20 protein-coding genes are annotated in these 20,569 nt (G+C 57.3%); 12 read left to right on the forward strand and 8 right to left on the reverse strand.

Annotation, left to right across the window (positions count from 1 at the left end):
- Positions 1–29 precede the first annotated feature (29 nt).
- From fhuB to hrpB, 5 genes are all read right to left on the reverse strand, one after another.
- Positions 30–2,042, reverse strand: a complete 2,013-nt coding sequence (fhuB, locus tag HEP82_RS17185) for a Fe(3+)-hydroxamate ABC transporter permease FhuB (protein ID WP_192459224.1) — start codon at positions 2,040–2,042, stop codon at positions 30–32.
- A gap of 2 nt (positions 2,043–2,044) precedes the next feature.
- Complete coding sequence (gene fhuD, locus HEP82_RS17190; protein ID WP_192459195.1) at positions 2,045–2,950, reverse strand: Fe(3+)-hydroxamate ABC transporter substrate-binding protein FhuD; 906 nt, start codon at positions 2,948–2,950, stop codon at positions 2,045–2,047.
- A gap of 2 nt (positions 2,951–2,952) precedes the next feature.
- The gene (gene fhuC, locus HEP82_RS17195) at positions 2,953–3,750 is read right to left on the reverse strand and encodes a Fe3+-hydroxamate ABC transporter ATP-binding protein FhuC (RefSeq protein ID WP_192459196.1); all 798 of its coding nucleotides are present in this window, start codon (positions 3,748–3,750) and stop codon (positions 2,953–2,955) included.
- Positions 3,751–4,030: 280 nt separating this feature from the next.
- Positions 4,031–6,529 (reverse strand): bifunctional glycosyl transferase/transpeptidase, encoded by a 2,499-nt coding sequence (gene mrcB / locus HEP82_RS17200; protein WP_192459197.1) that lies wholly within the window; start codon positions 6,527–6,529, stop codon positions 4,031–4,033.
- 226 nt (positions 6,530–6,755) lie between these two features.
- Complete coding sequence (gene hrpB, locus HEP82_RS17205; protein WP_192459198.1) at positions 6,756–9,194, reverse strand: ATP-dependent helicase HrpB; 2,439 nt, start codon at positions 9,192–9,194, stop codon at positions 6,756–6,758.
- Between the two features lie 89 nt (positions 9,195–9,283).
- On the opposite strand from hrpB, the gene thpR reads away from it, so the two are divergent.
- The 9 genes from thpR to panD all read left to right on the forward strand — a co-directional run bounded on the left by thpR (position 9,284) and on the right by panD (position 16,315).
- Positions 9,284–9,814 (forward strand): RNA 2',3'-cyclic phosphodiesterase, encoded by a 531-nt coding sequence (gene thpR / locus HEP82_RS17210; protein ID WP_192459199.1) that lies wholly within the window; start codon positions 9,284–9,286, stop codon positions 9,812–9,814.
- Positions 9,815–9,825: 11 nt separating this feature from the next.
- Complete coding sequence (gene sfsA / locus HEP82_RS17215) at positions 9,826–10,545, forward strand: DNA/RNA nuclease SfsA (protein ID WP_192459200.1); 720 nt, start codon at positions 9,826–9,828, stop codon at positions 10,543–10,545.
- Between the two features lie 165 nt (positions 10,546–10,710).
- Entirely contained in the window at positions 10,711–11,166 is a 456-nt protein-coding gene (gene dksA / locus HEP82_RS17220) for an RNA polymerase-binding protein DksA (RefSeq protein ID WP_015854501.1), read from the forward strand.
- A 96-nt stretch (positions 11,167–11,262) separates the two neighbouring features.
- Positions 11,263–12,171 carry a tRNA glutamyl-Q(34) synthetase GluQRS gene (gene gluQRS / locus HEP82_RS17225; RefSeq protein ID WP_192459201.1) on the forward strand — a complete coding sequence of 303 codons (909 nt, stop codon included), beginning with the start codon at positions 11,263–11,265 and terminating at the stop codon, positions 12,169–12,171.
- A gap of 67 nt (positions 12,172–12,238) precedes the next feature.
- Positions 12,239–13,645, forward strand: coding sequence for a polynucleotide adenylyltransferase PcnB (gene pcnB, locus HEP82_RS17230; RefSeq protein WP_192459225.1), 1,407 nt, complete (start codon positions 12,239–12,241; stop codon positions 13,643–13,645).
- The gene (folK, locus tag HEP82_RS17235; protein WP_192459202.1) at positions 13,645–14,133 is read left to right on the forward strand and encodes a 2-amino-4-hydroxy-6-hydroxymethyldihydropteridine diphosphokinase; all 489 of its coding nucleotides are present in this window, start codon (positions 13,645–13,647) and stop codon (positions 14,131–14,133) included. The genes pcnB and folK overlap by 1 nt, the downstream gene beginning before the upstream one ends.
- A gap of 110 nt (positions 14,134–14,243) precedes the next feature.
- Positions 14,244–15,038 (forward strand): 3-methyl-2-oxobutanoate hydroxymethyltransferase, encoded by a 795-nt coding sequence (panB, locus tag HEP82_RS17240; RefSeq protein ID WP_192459203.1) that lies wholly within the window; start codon positions 14,244–14,246, stop codon positions 15,036–15,038.
- Positions 15,039–15,053: 15 nt separating this feature from the next.
- Positions 15,054–15,908 carry a pantoate--beta-alanine ligase gene (panC, locus tag HEP82_RS17245; RefSeq protein ID WP_192459204.1) on the forward strand — a complete coding sequence of 285 codons (855 nt, stop codon included), beginning with the start codon at positions 15,054–15,056 and terminating at the stop codon, positions 15,906–15,908.
- Positions 15,909–15,934: 26 nt separating this feature from the next.
- Complete coding sequence (gene panD, locus HEP82_RS17250) at positions 15,935–16,315, forward strand: aspartate 1-decarboxylase (protein ID WP_192459205.1); 381 nt, start codon at positions 15,935–15,937, stop codon at positions 16,313–16,315.
- Between the two features lie 111 nt (positions 16,316–16,426).
- Here panD and HEP82_RS17255 read toward each other — a convergent pair whose 3' ends face one another.
- Both HEP82_RS17255 and HEP82_RS17260 read right to left on the reverse strand, forming a co-directional pair.
- Positions 16,427–17,197 carry an ABC transporter permease gene (locus HEP82_RS17255; RefSeq protein ID WP_192459206.1) on the reverse strand — a complete coding sequence of 257 codons (771 nt, stop codon included), beginning with the start codon at positions 17,195–17,197 and terminating at the stop codon, positions 16,427–16,429.
- Positions 17,194–18,114, reverse strand: a complete 921-nt coding sequence (locus tag HEP82_RS17260) for an ABC transporter ATP-binding protein (protein ID WP_192459207.1) — start codon at positions 18,112–18,114, stop codon at positions 17,194–17,196. Before HEP82_RS17260 ends, HEP82_RS17255 begins: the two co-directional genes overlap by 4 nt.
- Positions 18,115–18,240: 126 nt before the next feature.
- On the opposite strand from HEP82_RS17260, the gene can reads away from it, so the two are divergent.
- Entirely contained in the window at positions 18,241–18,879 is a 639-nt protein-coding gene (gene can / locus HEP82_RS17265; protein WP_015854510.1) for a carbonate dehydratase, read from the forward strand.
- 69 nt (positions 18,880–18,948) lie between these two features.
- Here the strand turns inward: can and hpt are convergent, their stop codons facing one another.
- Positions 18,949–19,479: a hypoxanthine phosphoribosyltransferase gene (gene hpt / locus HEP82_RS17270; protein WP_023638412.1), complete on the reverse strand. Its 531-nt coding sequence runs from the start codon at positions 19,477–19,479 to the stop codon at positions 18,949–18,951.
- Positions 19,480–19,626: 147 nt separating this feature from the next.
- On the opposite strand from hpt, the gene HEP82_RS17275 reads away from it, so the two are divergent.
- On the forward strand, positions 19,627–20,064 hold the full coding sequence (locus tag HEP82_RS17275) for a GNAT family N-acetyltransferase (protein WP_192459208.1): 438 nt from the start codon (positions 19,627–19,629) through the stop codon (positions 20,062–20,064).
- Positions 20,065–20,223: 159 nt separating this feature from the next.
- On the forward strand, positions 20,224–20,550 hold the full coding sequence (locus tag HEP82_RS17280; RefSeq protein ID WP_192459209.1) for a hypothetical protein: 327 nt from the start codon (positions 20,224–20,226) through the stop codon (positions 20,548–20,550).
- Positions 20,551–20,569 lie beyond the last annotated feature (19 nt).

Raw genomic sequence — 20,569 nt, forward strand, 5'->3', positions numbered from 1 at the left:
ACCGGTGACGACACGCTCGGCATATGTATTTACCGGGCCTGACGGCGCAGCAGCCAGATAAAATAAGGCGCGCCGATAAACGTCGCCAGCAACCCGGCCGGAATCTGGTACGGAAACAACAATGTCCGGCCGCACCAGTCCGCCAGCACCATCAAGCCACCGCCCAGCAACGCGGCAAACGCCATTTGCGGTATCACTCGGTTAAAGCCCATCATACGCGCCAAGTGCGGCGCCATCAGGCCGACAAAACTCATCGGGCCGACAACCATGGTCGCGACCGCCGTCAGTACCGACGCCAGCGCCAGTATCGCCAGCCGTACCGGCGTCGCCGCCATACCGAGCGAACGTACCGTCATCGTCCCCAGCGGCAGCAGTTGCAACCAGCGTTGACATAACGGCACAACCACCACGAGCAACGATGCAGTCAGCGCCGATACCAGCGCCTGAACAGGCGTCACCCGATACGTAGAGCCGGAAAGCCAGGTCAACAGCAGACCGGAACGCGGATCGCCGCTCGCCAGTACCAAACTGATCAACGTGGTAAACGCCGTACCGATGGCGATCCCCACCAATAACATGCGCTGCGAGGAAAAGACGCCGCCCCGCCCAGCCGTCAGCATAATGATCAGCAACGTGCCCAGCGCTCCCGCACTACCGGCGGGCAGCATCCAGGTCAGCGCATCGCCCCGCATCAGAAACAGCAGCACGACGACGCCCAGCGCGGCACCGGCGCTCACACCAAGCACCTCCGGGCTGCCCATCGGGTTTCCCGTCAGGCGCTGGATCAGCGCGCCCGCCACCGCCAGCATCACGCCGGCGCTCAATGCCGCCAGTAGCCGCGGCCAGCGCCAGGGCAATAGCGACGATAACGCATCGCCCATCGCCCAATACCAACCGCCGGCATCACGCCCCAGACACAGCGCCGCCACTACCGCCAGCCCAGTCACCCCCAAGCCGGCCAGCCACCACCATCCCCAGTGAGCGCGTTCCCGCAACACAGCAGGGCCTTCCGCCACCGCCGATGGTACGGACGTGCGTAAACGCGGCAACAGCCATAACAACAGCGGCGCTCCCAGCAGCGCCGTCGCCGCACCGGTCGGCACATCGAGCCATACCGTCGCCAGCCATTGCAACAGTTGATCCGTCAGGCACAGCAGTAATGCGCCCAGCAATGGGGCCAGCCACAGCCGCTGACCGAGGCGTCTAGCCCCCAACATTTTCGCCATCAGCGGAGCGAACAGGCCGATAAAACCGATAATACCTGCCGCGTTCACCCACTGCGCACTCAGGAAAATGGCCAACAGCAGCGTGCCGGCGCGCATCAACGCCAGCGCCAACCCCAGATTGCGGGCTACATCGTCATCCAAGCCCAATAACGTCAGCGGCCGAGCCAGCAGCGACGCAATCAGCAAACCACCAAGCAACATCGGCCAGACCCGATTCACCACCTGCCAGTCCTGCTGATTTAATGCGCCGCTGCTCCACAGGAACAGATTGGTCAATTGCTCATAATGAAACAGCGCCAGTAACTGGCTCACCGCACTGCAATACAGGCTGAGCACCAACCCCGCCAGAATCAGAGTGACCGGCGACAGCCGCCGCCCCCAAGCCACGCCGAACACCAGCCCGCCCACCAGCAAGGCCCCGGTCATCGCCGCCAACTGCGACGTCAGTTCACCGCCGGGCAACGCCCACAAGGTGGCGACCGTCAAGCCCAATTGCGCACCGGTCGCCACCCCCAGTGTGGAAGGTTCCGCCAGCGGATTACGCAATACCTGCTGAAACAGAACCCCCACCAGCCCCAGCCCGGCGCCGACCAGTAACGACAGCGCCAGCCGCGGCAGCAGGCTGTAATGGAATAAGACCTGACGAATATCGTCGTCGGCGGGTGCAAACAGCCCCTCAAACCACAGCGAGAACGACAATTGCCGCCCCAGGTTATAGCCGCAAAGAACGATCGACGGCAGCAGCAGCCCCAGCAACACGGTAACGAGCAATGGTGAGGACTTCGCCGGAGAAACGGTATTTACCGTATTGGCCATAGTCATGATGCGTTCTCCATCGCCCGTTCTAGCACCCGGCAAAGTCGCATCGCCGACAGCGTCGCACCATAGAACCATACCGGCTCGACACGCTGGCAGCGGCGCGCCCGAATAAACGGCATCGCCTGCCACAACGGTGATGCCGCCAGACGAAGCATCTGGCTATCGTTGCCGTGATCAAAACAAATCGCATTGGCATTGCTGACCGTCGCTAACTGCTCAATACCCACCACGGCGCTGCCCCAGAAATTGGTCTCCCCCTGCCAGGCATTTTCAATGTCCAATTGATCCAGCACATTCTGGAACAGGCTGTTCTTGCCGATGACCACGACATGGCGATCATCCACCACGGAAAACATCAACAAAGGACGATGTGTATAAGGTTGCAGGCGGATACGCGCTTGCTGCATGAATTGTGCAAACAACGTCAGGTGGTGCTCGGCGGCATCGCCAAGGCCGAGTGTCGTCGCCAGCGACACCAACGATGCACGCGCAACTTGCAACGGGTTGCCGCCATCGCTGAAGGCGACGCTCAATGCAGGGGCAATCGTCGATAACTGCTCCGGCGATGGGCCATACCCAGCGGAATAGAGCAACCACGACGGGCGTAAACGGGCCAGCAGTTCCAGATTCGGTTCGGTACGCAATCCCACATCGATAACGTTGTCCGGCAACACCGGCGCGTTAACCCACTGCCGGTAGTTATGCACGTCCGCCACGCCGAACGGGGTAACGCCTAGCGCCATCAGCAATTCCACCGGCAGCCACTCAAGCGCCACAATACGCCCTATCTCCGGCGCCGGAGATCGACCATGCAATGGAAAACACCAGGGAGCCAGCAGCATCGCCGTCAGCAGACGACGACGCGCGATGCCTGGTCGATGGAATACCGGTGAAATCATCGTCATGATCAACACACAAAACTTACCGGCGTACCCTGCGCCGGGTGCGGCATAACCCCCATCGGGATACCGTAAATCGCTTCCAGCACCGGCGGCTGCATCAGTTGCTCCGGTGTGCCCTGTGCCACAATCCGCCCCTGCCGTAACGCCACCAGATAATCGCAATAGCGCGCAGCCATGTTGATGTCGTGCAGTACCGCGATCACCGTCAGACCGCGCAGCTGGCTCATGCGCTGGATCAGCGCCAGCACCTCCACCTGATGCGCGATATCCAGCGCCGATGTCGGCTCGTCCAACAGCAGACAGCGGCTATCCTGCGCCACCGTCATCGCCAGCCATGCTCGCTGGCGCTCACCGCCGGAAAGGCTATCCACCAGCCGGTGAGTGAACGGCGTCAATCCCACCATATCAATGGCGTCATCCACATGACGATGATCTTCGTGGCTAAGGCGCCCTAACGCACCGTGCCAAGGGTAGCGCCCAACGGCGACCAGTTCGCGTACCGTCATGCCATCAGCGGCCGGCAGCTGCTGCGGCAAATAGGCAACCTGGCGGGCAAACGACTTATTACTCCAGGCTGACAACGCCGTTTCCGACAGCAGAATTTCACCCGATGCAGGAGACTGGTGCCGTCCCAGCATCTTAAGCAAGGTGGATTTTCCGGAACCATTGTGGCCGAGAAGGCCACATACGCGGCCGGCAGGGAACGTCAGCGTCAGCGGATGCAACAGCACCCGATCCGCCACGGAAAAACTGACGTTTTCGACCCGAAACGTCACGCCTGAGGAGATGTTTTTGTTTTGCATAACCGTCTTTTGGTGTTGCGATGATCAATGACGCACCGCATAAAAATGCGAACGATAATGATTATTATCAATATTGAATGATAGGCGTAAGAACGGGAGGTTAGCAACCGATTTAACCCTGCGTCTCCTCACTTCCGATGATAAATCAGACCGGATTCCCGGAGGGGTCGCACCGGTTTATGGTGATCCACACAGCCCACGAAAGCCGCCGCCGCTAACAAAAAAACGCCCATCGGATAACCGACGGGCGTCTGGAAGATAGGTCGATGAAATACCGCGATTACTTACCGAACATCTGACGGATCCAATCCGGCACGCTGCTGTCCTGTTGCTGACTGCCCGGCTGATTATCAGGCGCTCCCGGCTGCGGCTGCTGTTGGATCTGTTGTTGGCTGGACTGACACAGCGCCTGCGGGTTGTCCGTCCATACCGGCAGCGCACGTCCGGCGCTACCGTTGCAGATGAAGTTGCCGCCGCCATCCACCGACATGGTGCTGATCCCTTCCGGCGGCGTCAGCATCAGCGGCAATGGTGTCTCGTTCTCCAGATAACGGCGGTAGATCGTCAGTGCGCCGTTGGCGCCGGTCAGCTTCGCCGGCCCGTTGTTATCGCGTCCCACCCAGGATATGGCAACCTCTTTACCGTCGACACCGGCAAACCAACTGTCGCGCAGATCGTTAGTGGTACCGGTTTTCCCCGCCAGATGATAATTACCGAATTTCACCATCAGCGACCGGGACGTCCCGCGCTCGACCACCTGTTGCATGCCATACAGCGTCAGATAAGCCGCTTGGCTGGGCACCGCCTGTTCCGCCTGTGGGAAGCTCTGGTACAGAACCTTGCCGTCCTCGGCAATCACCGAACGCAGCGCCGACAGCGTCGCCCGGTTGCCACCGCTGGCAATGGTCTGATACTCCTGCGCCACCTCCATCGGCGTCAGGCTGATCGCCCCAAGCAGCATAGCGGGCACCGTTTGGATCTGCTCTTTCGGTATTCCCAGCCGTTGCAAAGTGGCACTAATCTGATCCAGTCCGACGGCCAGCCCCAGATTAACCGTCGGTACGTTGAGGGAGTTGGCCAGCGCATCCACCAGCATCACCCGGCCGCGGAATTCACGATCGTAGTTTTTAGGTTCCCAAAGGGTGCCGTTCTGCTGCTTCAGTGATATCGGCTCATCCGCCAGAATGGTATTCAGACGGAAACGATCCGGCATGCTGAGCGCCGTCAGGTATGTCGGCGGTTTCGCCAATGACCCTACCGGACGACGCGCCTGCATGGCACGGTTGAAGCCCGCGAACTGTGCGTCGGAACCGCCCACCATGGCGCGCACCTCACCGCTGAACCGGTCGACCACCACCATGGCGGCCTCCAGATCCTGCACATTACGCGCCGCCCGCAGCGCCGGAATACCGTCGCTCACCGCCTTCTCGGCGGCGTCCTGCGAGACCGGATCCAGCGTGGTAAAAATCTTCACGCCGGACAGATCGTTGGCTTTATCGCCCAGCCGCTGTTGCAGTTCCTGGCGCACCATCTGCATAAACGCGGGCTGTGGGCTGATGACCCCGCCTTTGGGCTGCACTCCCAGCGGGCGGGCGCTCAGCATGTTGTACAGGTCTTCATCGATAATCTGCTGATTCTGCAACAATTTCAGCACCAGATTACGACGTTCCAACGTCACCTGCGGATTACGCCACGGGTTGTACAGCGACGCCCCTTTCACCATCCCCACCAACATCGCCTGTTGATCCAGACTCAGCTCGTTCACCGGACGGCCAAAGTAATACAGGCTGGCCAACGGGAAACCGCGGATCTGATCGTTGCCGCTCTGACCGAGATAAACCTCGTTCAGATACAGTTCCAGAATGCGATCCTTGCTGTAGCGATAGTCCATGATCAGCGCCATGTACGCCTCGTTGGCCTTACGCCACAGCGAACGCTCGTTGGTCAAAAACAGGTTTTTGACCAGCTGCTGGGTAAGGGTACTGCCGCCCTGCACCGCACGCCCCGCCGTCAAGTTCGCCACCAACGCGCGCGCAATGGAATAGAAACTGATGCCGTCGTGTTCATAGAAATGGCGATCTTCGGTCGCGATCAGCGTCTGCACCAGCAAATCAGGGAAACCGGAACGCTGCACGAACAGCCGCTGCTCGCCATTAGGCGACTGCAGCATGGTGATCAATTTGGGATCCAGACGGAAAAACCCGAAGCTGCGCTGATTCTCGAGGTTCTGGATTTGTTGCAGTCGATCGCTGCTGAAGGTCATTTTGGCGCGGATCTGCCCTTCTTTGCCGTCCGGAAAATCAAACGGTCGCCGTAGGATCTCGATGCTATTGGACTGGACGGTGAACTCACCCGGCCGGGTGATGCGATTGACCTCACGGTACTGCATGCCCTCCAGCAGGTTGACCATCTCCTTTTTGCTGTAGGCCATGCCCGGTTCAAGGTTAACCATGCGGCCATAAACCGTTGCAGGCAGCTGCCAGACTTTGCCGTCAATGCGGCCGCGAATTTCGCTGTCGAGATAGACGCCATAAGCCGACATCACAATCACGAAAATCAGGAACAGGCGAATCATCAGCCCCAGCAAACGCCGTTTCTTGCGTGGCCGCCGACTCATGGCTTCTTCCTCTTCATCATCATTGTCATAGTCGTCTTCGTACTCCTCGTACTCGTCGTCATAGTCTTCATCCTTACGACGTCGGACCGCAGGGCGGCGGAGAGGTTTTCGTCGTGACGCACTTGCCTTGCGTCCGATGGGTTCGCGGTCATCCCGAGACATTTACAGTGACTTCTCCATCAGGTTACTGACGGCCGCGGATTCTCTGCCGTGGCCGCCTACTCTGCGTCCCCCTTCCCATACTCGGAAGAGGGAAACATCTGAAAAAAAACGCCGGGAGCGTTTTTTAACGTCGCGTCAGCGACGGCTCCCCGAGCGAGCCACACGGATGTGGCGGATAAGAAACCGGCCCACAGACAACCGGCGGGCCCCGAGCCGTGGCAATCCCCTATTGCTGATATTTTTTAGTTCGTCTGGTCGGTATGGCGTTCGCCGGATCATCCGGCCAGACGTGCTTCGGGTAACGCCCTTTCATCTCTTTTTGTACTTCACGATAGGCGCCCTGCCAGAACGCCGCCAGATCGCGGGTAATCTGCAGTGGCCGCTGCGCAGGCGATAACAATTCCAGCACCAGCGCCACGCGCCCTTCCGCCACCGATGGGCTTTCCCGCTCGCCGAACATCTCCTGCAGACGCACCGCCAGCACCGGCTGCTGCTCCCACTGATAACGAATCGGCAAACGACTGCCGCCCGGCACAGTGTAATGGCTGGGTAAAGCGCTATCCAGACGTTGCCGCAACGGCCAGTCCAGCAGACGCAACAGCGCGTCGCTCAGATCGACCTGCTCCAACGCCCGGCGATCGCACACGCCGGACAACGACGGCGACAACCAGGTATCCAGCGACGCCAACAGCGCGTCATCATCCGCCAGCGGCCAGGCCACCTCCGGCAACCAGAGCCTGGCGCAGAGCAGTCGCTGGCGCAGTTGCATCGCGCTGTCATTCCAGTTCAACACGCTCAGCCCCTGCTCACGAATCCATCCCAGCATGGCCTGTTGCAATTCCTCATCGGAAGGTTTAGCCAGCGGCTGAACGCGCAACGTTAATTCGCCGAGTCGGGTGCGCCGGCTGGCGCGCAGGGTACCTTTTTCTGCATCCCAGTGCACCTGATTCTGCTGTGTCACCAACGCCGGATGACATTGCGTCAGCCACTCGATATCCACCGCCAATGCCAGTTGAATCCGCGCATCGGCGCTGTTCGGGCTCTGCATCAACACCGGCGCAATCAACCATTCGGCGGCGGATAACGCCTCCTCCGGCGGCAGGCTGGCGCCCGTGCCGTTAGCCAGCAGGTAACGACCGTCCCGGGAACGCTGTTGCGCCACCCGATCGGCAAAACCGACGGCCAGCAGTTCCGCCGCCAGCGCTTCATTAGATCGCCCTTGAGAATATCCGACGCGCCGCACCAGTTGCTGCGCCCGTTTCTGCCAGTGCGCCATCGGGCGGTGCAGCCAGTCGGACAGCGACGGCGAGCCGCTGCGGGGCGGCTCCTCGATTATCGCAGCCAGCAACGCGGCCGTCGCCAGCGCATCGTCATTGTCGCTGGCATAGTGCAACATCGCTGCCAGACGGGGATCGCACCCCAGCGCCGCCATTTGCCTGCCATCCGGTGTCAAACGTTGCCGGGGATCGCAAATCGCCAGCGCCCGCAACAACTGCTGCGCCGCCAGTAAGGCAGGCGTCGGCGGAGTATCCAGCCACGTCAATTGCCCGACGTCCGCACATCCCCATTGCAACAATTCCAGCCAGAAACCGGACAGATCGCTGTGCAGGATTTCAGGTTCGCTTTGCGCCGCCGCTCGCTCCGCCTGCTCCCGAGCAAACAGATGCCAGCACACGCCGGGCTCCAGGCGACCGGCACGGCCGGCACGCTGCGTCATGGAGGCCTGACTGATACGCTGTGTGACCAATCGGGTCAGCCCGGTTTTAACGTCAAACAGTGCCACGCGCTCCAGACCGCTATCCACAACCACCCGGATCCCTTCAATCGTCAGACTGGTTTCAGCAATATTGGTCGCCAGTACGACTTTGCGCCGGCCGGACTCTGCCGGCAGGATCGCCTTTTGCTGCTCAGCCAGCGTAAGTGCGCCGTACAACGGGCAGATCGCAATCTCCTCCGGCACTTTTTCTTCCAACAGAGCCTGCAGGCGCTTTATCTCCCCGACACCGGGCAGAAACACCAGTTGCGATCCTGTTTCCTGCTGCAACAGCCGTAAAATCAACCGTGACAGCGCGTCCTCCATCCGCTCTTGCGACCCCATTGCGTGATATTGCCGAGTCACCGGCCAGGAACGACCTGCTGATGTCACCGCTCGCGCCTGCGGTAATAAAGAAGAGAGGCGATCGTTATCCAACGTGGCTGACATAATAAGCAGGCGCAGATCGTCGCGTAGCCCTGCCTGTACATCCAGCAACAGCGCCAGCGCCAGATCCGCCTGTAGGCTGCGTTCATGAAACTCATCCAGGATGACCAGCGATACGCCTTCCAGCGCCGGATCCCGCTGTAGCATGCGCGTCAGAATGCCTTCCGTTACCACCTCCAGGCGCGTCTGTTCGCTAATGCGGCTTTCCGCGCGCATGCGATATCCCACGGTGTGACCGGGCGCTTCCCCCAGTTGCTCCGCCAGCCGCCAGGCCACGCTTTTCGCCGCCAGCCGGCGCGGCTCCAGCATCACGATACGACCGGGAAAACCGCCCTTCAGCAGCAGTTGCAGCGGCAACCAGGTCGATTTTCCTGCGCCGGTCGGCGCGTGCAGCAGTACCTGCGGCGCAGAACGCAGCGATTGAACGACGTCATCCAGCACCGCACTGACGGGGGGTAAATTCACAACATGCTCCATAATCACGGCGGGACAACGCCTTAACTTTATGCGGCAAGCATTGTAGCATCGGAACCCCGCTGAACAGAGATCCCGACATGAACACGACCCATCGTCTGTTTTTCGCCTTGTCACTGCCGGAAGAGACAAGCCAGCAGATTATTCGCTGGCGAGCACAGTCATTCCCGTTACAGGCCGGTAGACCGGTGGCCGCCGCCAACCTGCATCTGACGCTGGCGTTTTTGGGCGAAGTCAGCGAGCGTAAGGCACAGCAACTGCAGACGTTGGCCGGCCGTATTCACCAGCCCGGTTTTACGCTGACACTGGACGACGCCGGGCACTGGCCCCGGCCGGGTGTGGTATGGCTGGGATGCCGACACGCACCGCGCGGCCTGCTGCAACTGGCTGAATTATTGCGTTCTCAGGCAGCGCGCAACGGTTGTTATCAAAGCCCGCAACCGTTTCATCCGCACATTACTTTGTTACGCGCAGCCACACGACCAGTCGCCCTGCCTGCGGCAACCTTTAGGTGGACGCTACCGATACAACAGTTCACGCTGTATGAATCCCGCCAGGAAGAAGGCCGGATACATTATCATCCACGAGCCCACTGGCCGTTAACATCCTGAGTCCACTACCCATGGAATTTTCCCCACGCCTGCAAGCCGCCACTCTGATAAAGCGTTACAAACGTTTTCTGGCGGATGTGATAACCCCCGCCGGGGACACGTTGACGTTGCACTGCCCCAATACCGGCGCCATGACCGGCTGCGCTACGCCGGGAGATACCGTCTGGTACTCCACCTCCGATAATCCCAAACGCAAATATCCACATACTTGGGAGTTGACGGAAACGGCGCAGGGAGACTGGATTTGTGTCAATACGTTACGCGCTAATGTGTTGGTACAGGAAATGCTTAGGGCCCGACTTATTCCGACGCTCGCTGACTATACTGAACTCAGAACTGAAGTTCGTTACGGCGAGGAAAACAGCCGAATAGACGTGCTGTTGCAGGCACCCGGCAGAATCGACTGCTATATTGAAGTAAAATCCGTCACATTATTGCAACATGGATGTGGTTACTTTCCCGATGCGGTGACACTCAGGGGACAAAAGCATCTGCGCGAACTGCAACAGGTTGTCATCCAGGGGAAACGAGCGGTGTTGCTGTTTGCGGTATTGCACTCCGGTATCCGGAGCGTGGCGCCCGCACAGTATATCGACCGACATTACGCTGAATTATTGCTGCAATCGCAGCAACGAGGGGTTGAAATACTGTGTTACGGTACCCATCTTTCCCCCGATGGCATCAACCCGGGAGAGTTGTTACCTTTCAATAACGTGACAAGGGTAAGCTAATTCCACCACATGTCAGGTATTATCGGTGGGAATACGGAACTCCTCACACTTTGTCAGGCCGGTGTTAGGAATGATTGCCAACCCAACCACCATCTGTTATTTATAGCGGCCTGTTTTCCCCCCCGGGGATCGATACTGCGTGTCGTGTTATGTAGGAGAAGCAACATGCAAGAAGGGCAAAACCGTAAGACATCCTCTCTGAGCATTCTCGCAATTGCCGGAGTGGAGCCATACCAGGAGAAGCCGGGCGAAGAATACATGAACGACGCTCAATTGGCTCATTTCAAGCGTATTCTGGAAGCATGGCGCAACCAACTCAGGGACGAAGTGGATCGCACCGTATCGCATATGCAAGATGAAGCCGCCAACTTCCCTGATCCGGTGGATCGTGCCGCGCAGGAAGAGGAATTCAGTCTCGAACTGCGTAATCGCGATCGCGAACGCAAACTGATCAAAAAAATCGCCAAAACGCTGCAGAAAATCGAAGACAACGAGTTTGGTTATTGTGAATCCTGCGGCGTTGAAATCGGTATCCGCCGTCTGGAAGCCCGCCCGACTGCCGATCTTTGCATCGACTGTAAAACGCTGGCCGAAATCCGCGAAAAGCAAATGGCGGGTTGATTCAATCAGGCGGGAGCCTATAACCTTCCCGCCTGATTTCATCCTGTCGCTTACCGCGGATGCTGGATTTTACTGACATGATACGCCCGCATTTGTATGCCTGAATCTCCTCTTTACGTCGGACGCTTCGCGCCTTCCCCGTCTGGCGATTTACACTTCGGTTCATTGATTGCCGCTCTTGGCAGCTACCTGCAGGCACGCGCCTGCAGGGGGCATTGGCTGGTGCGCATTGAAGATATCGATCCGCCGCGAGAAATTCCCGGTGCCGCCAGCCGGATCCTGCACCAGTTGGAACACTATGGCTTGCAGTGGGATGGCGACGTGCTCTATCAGTCCCAGCGCCATGACCGTTATCGGGAAGTGCTGGCGGATTTGCAACGTCAGAGTAAAAGCTATCATTGCACCTGTACCCGGCAACGTATCCAACAGATCGGCGGCTTCTATGACGGCCACTGTCGGGATTTGGCGCAACCTCCGTACCATACCGCCCTGCGGTTACGTCAGGAACGCCCGGTACTGTGCTTTGATGATAGGCTGCGGGGTCGTATAGAGGCGGATCCCACGCTGGCCGCCGAAGACTTTATCATCCATCGTCGTGACGGCCTGTTTGCCTACAATCTGGTGGTCGTTGTAGACGATCACGATCAGGGGGTCACGGAGATCGTGCGCGGCGCAGACCTGATTGAACCGACCGTTCGTCAGTTATCCTTATACCAACAGTTGGGCTGGCGTGCGCCGTCCTACATTCATTTGCCGCTGGCGCTCAATGCCGAAGGCAACAAACTGTCCAAGCAGAATCATGCGCCCGCATTGCCTGATGGTGATCCGCGACCGGTGCTGGCACAGGCCTTGACATTCCTTAACCAGCCCTTAACCGCGCCCTGGCAGGCGCTTTCGCTGCCGGAACTGTTGCACCAGGCCGTGCAGAACTGGTCGCTTAAAACCATTCCCGTCGACCTTGCCATCTCACCGCCGGGAATAACATCAGCATTCTCAAAGGGCTGAGTGTGAGCTATGATTAGCCGCTATTTTTGTTGTGCCGTTAATTTCTGAACCATTATCGAGGTGTATTATCTTTACCCGGGTAGCGAATTTTTGCCGCAAAGTACTCAATCGTGAAAACAGCCCCATGGCGGAGGAAATACCAAGCCAAGCGCTGACGGTGATCCCCCGCGATCAGCACCCAATTTCACGCAGCGACATCAGCGAAAACGCGCTGAAAGTCCTCTATCGTCTGAACAAGGCCGGCTATGAAGCCTACCTGGTGGGCGGCGGCGTGCGCGATCTGCTGTTAGGCAAGAAGCCGAAAGACTTCGATATCACCACGAATGCCACCCCAGAGCAGGTGCGCAAACTGTTCCGCAACTGTCGGTTGGTCGGTCGCCGTTTCCGTCTGGCGCATGTGATGTTCGGCCCTGAAGTGATTGAGGTGGCGACGTTTCGCGGCCATCATGAACAGCATCAGGAACAGCAGGTGAAGAACGCATCACAGCAGGATCAAAACGGTATGCTGTTGCGTGACAACATCTTCGGTACCATTGAAGAAGATGCTCAACGCCGTGATTTCTCCATCAACAGCCTCTATTACAGCATCGCGGACTTTACCGTTCGCGACTATACCAACGGCGTGAACGATCTTCGCCAGGGCATTATCCGTTTACTGGGCGATCCGGAAACCCGTTACCGGGAAGATCCGGTACGGATGTTACGCGCGGTGCGTTTTGCCGCCAAGCTCGGCATGAAGATCAGCCCGGAAACGGCTGAGCCGATTCCTCGTCTATCCTCGCTGCTGCACGATATCCCGCCCGCACGCCTGTTCGAAGAATCGTTGAAACTGCTACAGGCGGGGTACGGTTATCCCACGTATCAGTTGTTGTGCGAATACCAACTGTTCCAGCCGCTGTTCCCGTTGCTCAGCCGCGATCTCACGGCGAACGGCGAAAGCACAATGGAACGCATGCTTGTCCAGGTGCTGAAAAATACCGACCAGCGCATCCAGAACGACATGCGCGTCAACCCTGCATTTCTATTCTCCGCCATGCTCTGGTACCCACTGGTGGAACACGCGCAGAAACTGACGCAGGAAAGCGGCCTTGCCTATTTCGAGGCCTTTGCACTGGCGATGAATGACGTGCTGGATGAACAATGTCGTTCTTTGGCGATCCCCAAACGCATCACCTCGCTTATCCGTGATATCTGGCAGTTACAACTGCGCCTATCGCGCCGTCAGGGAAAACGCGCCTTCAAACTGATGGAGCACCCCAAATTCCGCGCCGCATATGACCTGCTCAGCCTGCGTGCCGAGATCGAGCATAATCAGGAATTGCTGCGTCTGTCAGAATGGTGGGGCGAATTTCAGGTCGCGCCGCCTCACCGCCAACAGTCCATGCTGAGCACGCTGGATGACGGCCCGACGCCACATCGCCGTTCCCGCCGTCCGCGCAAACGTCCGGCGCCCGGCCGCCGTGAGAGATCCTGATGACCCGTGTCTATCTGGCGCTGGGCAGTAACCTTGCCCAGCCGCTGCACCAGGTGGAATCCGCCCTACAGGCACTGGATGCAATTACGGAAACCCGGTTGGTGCGCTGCTCGTCGTTTTATCGCAGCCGTCCGCTGGGGCCGCAAGATCAACCCGATTACCTGAATGCGGTGGCGGAACTGGACACGGGTCTGGCTCCAGAGGCCCTGCTGGACCATACCCAACGTATCGAGCAGCAACAAGGGCGGGTTCGCAAGGATCATCGCTGGGGACCACGCACGCTCGACCTGGATATTCTGCTGTTCGGCGAACAGATTATTCAGACCGAGCGCCTGACTGTGCCGCATTACGACATGAAAAATCGTGAGTTTATGCTTTATCCCCTGGCGGAACTGGCGCCTGATCTGGTTTTCCCTGATGGTGAATGTCTTAGCGAGCGGTTGCGCCTGGTTCCGCGCAACGGGTTGACCATCTGGGACAAAAAATAGAATAACTCTTTATTTTTCAATGGAAAATAGAGCACTACCCCTCCTCTCCCGCATCCATTAGAATGATTCCTCCTTATTGATTACCTTGACGTTGATTCGGGACAGCCACCATGAAAGCAACGACCATTTCCCACCTGCGCCAGTGGAAACTGGATAACAAGAAATTCGCTACTCTCACCGCTTATGACGCCGGCTTCGCCCGCCTGTTCTTTGAGCAGGGCATTCAGGTCATGCTGGTGGGAGATTCACTCGGTATGACCGTGCAGGGGCACGACTCCACGCTCCCGGTCACGATCGACGATATGATTTACCACACCCGTTGCGTCCGACGCGGCGCCCCTCATTGCCTGTTGCTCTCCGATTTACCGTTCATGAGTTGCGCGACACCGGAACAAGCCTGTCTGCACGCGGGAGAACTGATGCGCGCCGGGGCCAATATGGTGAAAGTGGAAGGCGGTAGTTGGTTGGTGCCGACCGTAAATATGCTGACCGAACGCGCAGTGCCAGTTTGCGGACACCTGGGATTGACGCCGCAATCAGTCAACATCTTCGGCGGTTACAAAGTACAGGGGCGGGATGAAACGGCCGCCAATCAATTAATGGCAGACGCACTGGCGCTGGAAAAAGCAGGCGCGCAACTGATGGTACTGGAATGTGTGCCTGCGTCGCTGGCGCAACGTGTGACCGCCGCGTTGGATATTCCGGTTATCGGTATCGGCGCTGGCAATGCCACCGACGGCCAGATACTGGTCATGCACGATGCGCTCGGCATCACCGGCGCCCAGACCCCGAAATTCGCCCGCAATTTTCTGGCGGAAACACATGATATTCGCTCGGCCATCCGCCTCTATATCCAGGAAGTCGAACAGGGATCCTTCCCTAGCGAGCAATACGCTTTCCGCTAATACAGGAGAAACAGAGTGCTGATTATTGAAACCCCAATCCTGCTGCGCCGCGAGATCCGTCGGTGGCGTCAGGACGGTAAGCGGATTGCACTGGTGCCCACTATGGGCAATCTGCATGAAGGTCATATCAAACTGGTGAACGAAGCCCGCGCCCGGGCTGATATTGTTGTTGTCAGTATTTTCGTCAATCCAATGCAATTTGAGCGGGCCGACGATCTCGCCCGCTACCCCCGAACCTTACAAGAAGACTGTGAAAAACTGACTCGCAATAATGTGGATCTGGTTTTCGCGCCGTCACCGGACGTGATTTACCCCAACGGCTTGCAGCAACAGACATTTGTGGAAGTGCCGGGCCTGTCCCAGATGCTAGAAGGAGCAAGCCGTCCCGGCCATTTTCGCGGCGTCGCCACTGTCGTCAGCAAGCTGTTCAATCTGGTGCAGCCGGACGTGGCCTGCTTTGGTGAAAAGGACTACCAGCAACTGACGCTGATCCGCCAGCTGGTGGCCGATATGGGCTACGACATCAGTATTGTCGGCGTACCGACGGTGCGAGCCCAGGACGGGTTGGCGCTCAGTTCACGCAATGGCTACCTCACCGCAGAAGAGCGTCAGTGCGCGCCGCATCTCCCTCGCATCATGGGCGATATCGTGGAACAGTTGGCCAACGGCGACCGACAGATTGACGACCTATTGACTCAGGCGGCAAATGCGCTGCGTGATGCGGGATTCACGCCGGATGAACTGTTTATTCGCGACGCCGATACCCTTCAGCCGCTGAACACTGAAAGCACCCGAGCTGTGGTACTGATGGCGGCCTGGCTGGGTAAAGCACGCTTGATTGATAACCAGCAAGTGGATCTAACCACCTGAATTTTCACTCTCAGAGAGACAGACCGATGATACGAACCATGCTGCAAGGCAAGTTGCACCGGGTAAGAGTCACCCAGGCGGATTTGCATTATGAAGGCTCCTGCGCCATTGATCAGGATTTCATGGATGCCGCCGGCATTCTCGAATATGAAGCCATCGATATTTACAACGTGGACAACGGCCAGCGATTCTCCACATATGCCATCGCCGCTGAACGCGGTTCACGCATTATTTCGGTTAACGGAGCGGCGGCACGCTGCGCGTGCGTTGGCGACAAGCTGATCATCTGTTCCTACGTGCAAATGCCGGATGAACAAGCCCGCAGTCATCATCCCAAGGTGGCGTATTTCGGCGAGAACAACCAACTGGAGCGCACCGCTAAGGCCATCCCGGTGCAAATCGCCTGATGCGCCGCAAAGCATAACGATGATCTCCCGCGGAGAGTGCGTTGAAGGTTTACCAATGAAAGAGGCAGTGAAAATCACCGCCTCTTTCATTTCATCGCTGCCGTCGTACCATCAGCTACGCAAACCACGACCTCGCTCGATCAACCACCAGGCTAGACCGTAAAACGCCAGAATAAACGCCGCCAGCACCAGCAATGTCAGGGACAGCGGTACATCGTGGATACCCAGAAAACCGAAGCGAAATCCGCTGATCATGTACACGATGGGGTTCAATTTCGACACCAATTGCCAGAATGGCGACAGCAATGCCAGTGAATAGAACACGCCACCGAGATAAGTCAGCGGCGTCAGAACAAACGTCGGAATCAGGCTGATATCGTCAAAGGTTTTGGCAAAGATGGCGTTCAACAGCCCAGCCAGCGAAAACAGCAGCGCCGTCAGCAACAAGGTCACTATCACCATCCACCACGCATGCACCTGCAAAGGAACAAAAAACAGCGACACGATAGTCACCAGGATCCCGACGCAGATACCGCGCGCCATACCGCCGCCGACATAACCGATAATAATGATATGGGTCGGCACCGGCGCAACCAGCAACTCCTCGATATTGCGCTGGAACTTGGCGCTGAAAAATGACGACGCTACATTGGCGTAGGAATTGGTAATCACCGACATCATGATAAGACCGGGCACGATAAACTGCATGTAGGTAAACCCACTCATGTCGCCGATACGATTGCCGATCAGGTTGCCGAAAATGATGAAATAGAGCGACATGGTAATCACCGGCGGCACCAGCGTTTGAACCCAGATACGCGCGAATCGGGTGACTTCCTTGATCCAGATACTCTGTAATGCTACCCAGAATAATCGCATCATGCCTTACCTCCGTTGTTCACCAGTGCCACGAACAGTTCCTCCAGACGATTAGCCTTATTACGCATGCTGAGAACCTGAATTCCCTGTGCGCTCAGTTGACTGAAAATACCATTCAAGCCCTGCTCCCGCATGACATCGACCTCCAGCGTCGAGGTATCCGTCAGACGGAAACGATACCCCTCCAGATGCGGCAAAGCGCTTTTGGACGCCAGATCAAAGATGAATGTTTCCGACTGCAACTTGCCCAACAACTGCTTCATGGAGGTGTTTTCCACCAGCAGGCCATTCTGGATAATGCCGATGTTGCGACATAGCATCTCCGCCTCCTCCAGATAGTGCGTAGTCAGGATGATCGTCGTACCCTGGCTGTTCAGCTCTTTGAGAAACCCCCACATGGAGCGCCGTAATTCGATATCTACACCGGCGGTCGGCTCGTCAAGGATCAACAAGCGCGGGCTGTGCATCAATGCACGGGCAATCATCAAACGCCGCTTCATCCCGCCGGACAGCATGCGCGCCCGATCATGACGTTTTCCCCACAGATCGAGCTGAGACAGATAGGTCTCCGCCCGTTGCAACGCCTCATGCCGAGGAACACCGTAATAACCCGCCTGATTGACCACAATCTGCAACACCGTTTCGAACGGATTGAAGTTGAACTCCTGCGGTACCAGACCCAACTGTCGTTTGGCGTTGACGATATCTTTATCAATGTCGTAACCAAATACCTGTACCCGGCCGGCGCTTTTATTGACCAGAGAGCTGATGATGCCGATGGTCGTCGATTTACCCGCGCCGTTCGGCCCCAGCAGCGCATAAAAATCCCCGGCTTCGACGTGCAGATCGATCCCCCGCAACGCCTGAACGCCACCTGAATAAATCTTGGTGACATTCCCCAGTTCCAGTGCGTATGTCATAAAGAACATGCCTTATTTTTCAGTGAGTGGACCACTTGCCACCGGCCCAGTTTTCGATTTTCAAACGATACTGATTGCTCTATATTAGCCTGCACCGCAATTTGCTGTTACAGGTCATTTACTTTCATGAAAACGATAGAAACACTCATCGCCAACAACCAGCAATGGTCCGAAACAATAGTGAAAGAAGATCCTGGTTATTTTGAACGGTTGGCTCTAGCCCAACGTCCGCGCTTTCTGTGGATCGGGTGTTCAGACAGCCGCGTCCCTGCAGAGAGCCTTACCAGCCTTGAACCCGGAGAATTGTTCGTCCATCGCAATGTCGCCAACCTGGTCATTCATACTGATTTGAATTGTCTGTCGGTGGTGCAGTATGCCGTGGAAGTTCTGGAAGTGGAACATATCATCATCTGCGGTCACCATGGTTGCGGAGGTGTCCAGGCGGCGGTGGAAAACCCCGAACTGGGGCTGATCAATAACTGGCTGCTGCATATCCGTGACTTGTGGTACAAGCACAGTTCCCTGCTAGGGGAGCTTCCACCGGAAGAGCGCTTTAACAAACTCTGTGAAATCAACGTAGTGGAGCAGGTGTACAACCTGGGGCACTCTACCATCATGCAATCCGCTTGGAAGCGTGGGCAGAAAGTCGCCATTCATGGTTGGGTTTACGGCATCCAGGATGGTCGCCTGCGGGATCTGGAAGTCACCGCCACCAGCCGGGAAATGCTGGAGCAAGGCTACCGTCGGGCCATATCCGCCCTCTGAGTACACATTTGCGCGCCCATCAGAATGGGCGCGTCATCCATCCCCTACCCACCTGGTCGTTTTTTCAACTTACTGCGGCACGACTTTGCCGACATAAGGCAAATGGCGGTAATGTTGGGCATAGTCGATACCGTAACCCACGACAAATTCGTCCGGAATGGAAAAACCGACCCACTCCACGGTCACTGCCACTTCACGACGCGACGGTTTATCCAGCAGCGTACAGATAGCCAATGATTTAGGCGCGCGCAATTGCAGAATTTCACGCACCTTGCTGAGGGTGTTGCCGGAGTCGATGATATCTTCGACGATCAGCACGTCTTTGCCCCGGATATCTTCATCCAAATCTTTGAGAATTTTCACATCTCGGGTAGTGCTCATACCACTGCCATAGCTAGAGGCCGTCATGAAATCCACCTCATGAGAGACAGTAATCGCACGGCAAAGATCAGACATAAAAATAAACGAACCGCGCAAAAGCCCCACCAAGACCATATCGCTGCCGCTGTTTTGATAATGTTCGCTGATTTGGCGACCCAGCTCAGCGACCCGAGCCTTGATCTCCTGTTCGGAAATCATGACTTCCACCGTATGTTTCATCATACTGACAACTCATTGAAAAAAAGTATTCGGTATCAGCCGCGCCGATCGTGCTCCGAGGCAGACACGCAGCCAGTTTGGGCCTAAAGACCTGAGCGCGCAGTATAGCAGAAAGCCGAATCGCCCCCACACATAACAGGATCTGACATGAGCGCCCAGTCTTCCAAAATCAGTTACAAAATCAATGAGCCCATCAATGTCGATCAGTTTATCGACCTGCTCTCCCGCACCACACTGGGCCCTCGCCGTCCGCTCGACAACCGGGAAGTGCTGGCCGGGATGCTGACAGAAGGCGATATTCTGGTGACGGCCTGGAGCCAGGCGCTGCTGGTCGGCATCGCACGTAGCGTAACGGATTACCACTTTTGCTGTTATCTGTCCGACCTGGCGGTCGACGAAGCGTTTCAACACCAAGGTATCGGCAAACAGCTTATCCAGCATACCGCCCGACAATTAAAACCGATGTGTAAGATCATCCTGCTCGCCGCGCCGCAGGCTGTCGACTACTACCCGAAAATTGGTTTCAGCGCGCACCACAGCGCCTGGGTCGCCGACATGACATTATTCGATAGTCCGCAGGAATAACCGGCCGTCCACCACACCAATTGCTGTGATAACAACACTATTTTTACAAGACAGTCAGGATTTCGTTATCACGGCATAAATGTCGGTAAATCGCGTTGCGCCGGCGCAGTACAAGGGTTTTCATATGCCTGACCAAACAACCTAAATGCGAGGTGCAGTATGAAAACGTTAACCAAGATCTGCGGTACCGCAACATTCATTACCTGTCTTTCCCTGATTGCCGCTGTCCCCGGCGCGTCCGCCAGTCCGGAACGGGCCGATGCGCCGGCTTTCGGTCAGGCTGGGGCCTTCCCTCCACCGCCGGCGTTCATGCCGCCGATGCCCGCCCTATATCATGCATCGCTGCAAACAACGGACCCGGTGCAAGCCGTTGGCAAACTGAGCGCCAATGTTCCTGCCGGCAACGGCAAACTGTATGAAGTCAGCATCAGCATACGGGAATTGCCGCCACAGCCCGAGCAACCCAAAAATAACGCCGGCAAGTAATCCTGATACACGGGCCTTC

Origin of the sequence: Musicola keenii, from assembly GCF_014855505.1 — a bacterium.
Classification (GTDB): Bacteria; Pseudomonadota; Gammaproteobacteria; order Enterobacterales; family Enterobacteriaceae; genus Musicola; species Musicola paradisiaca.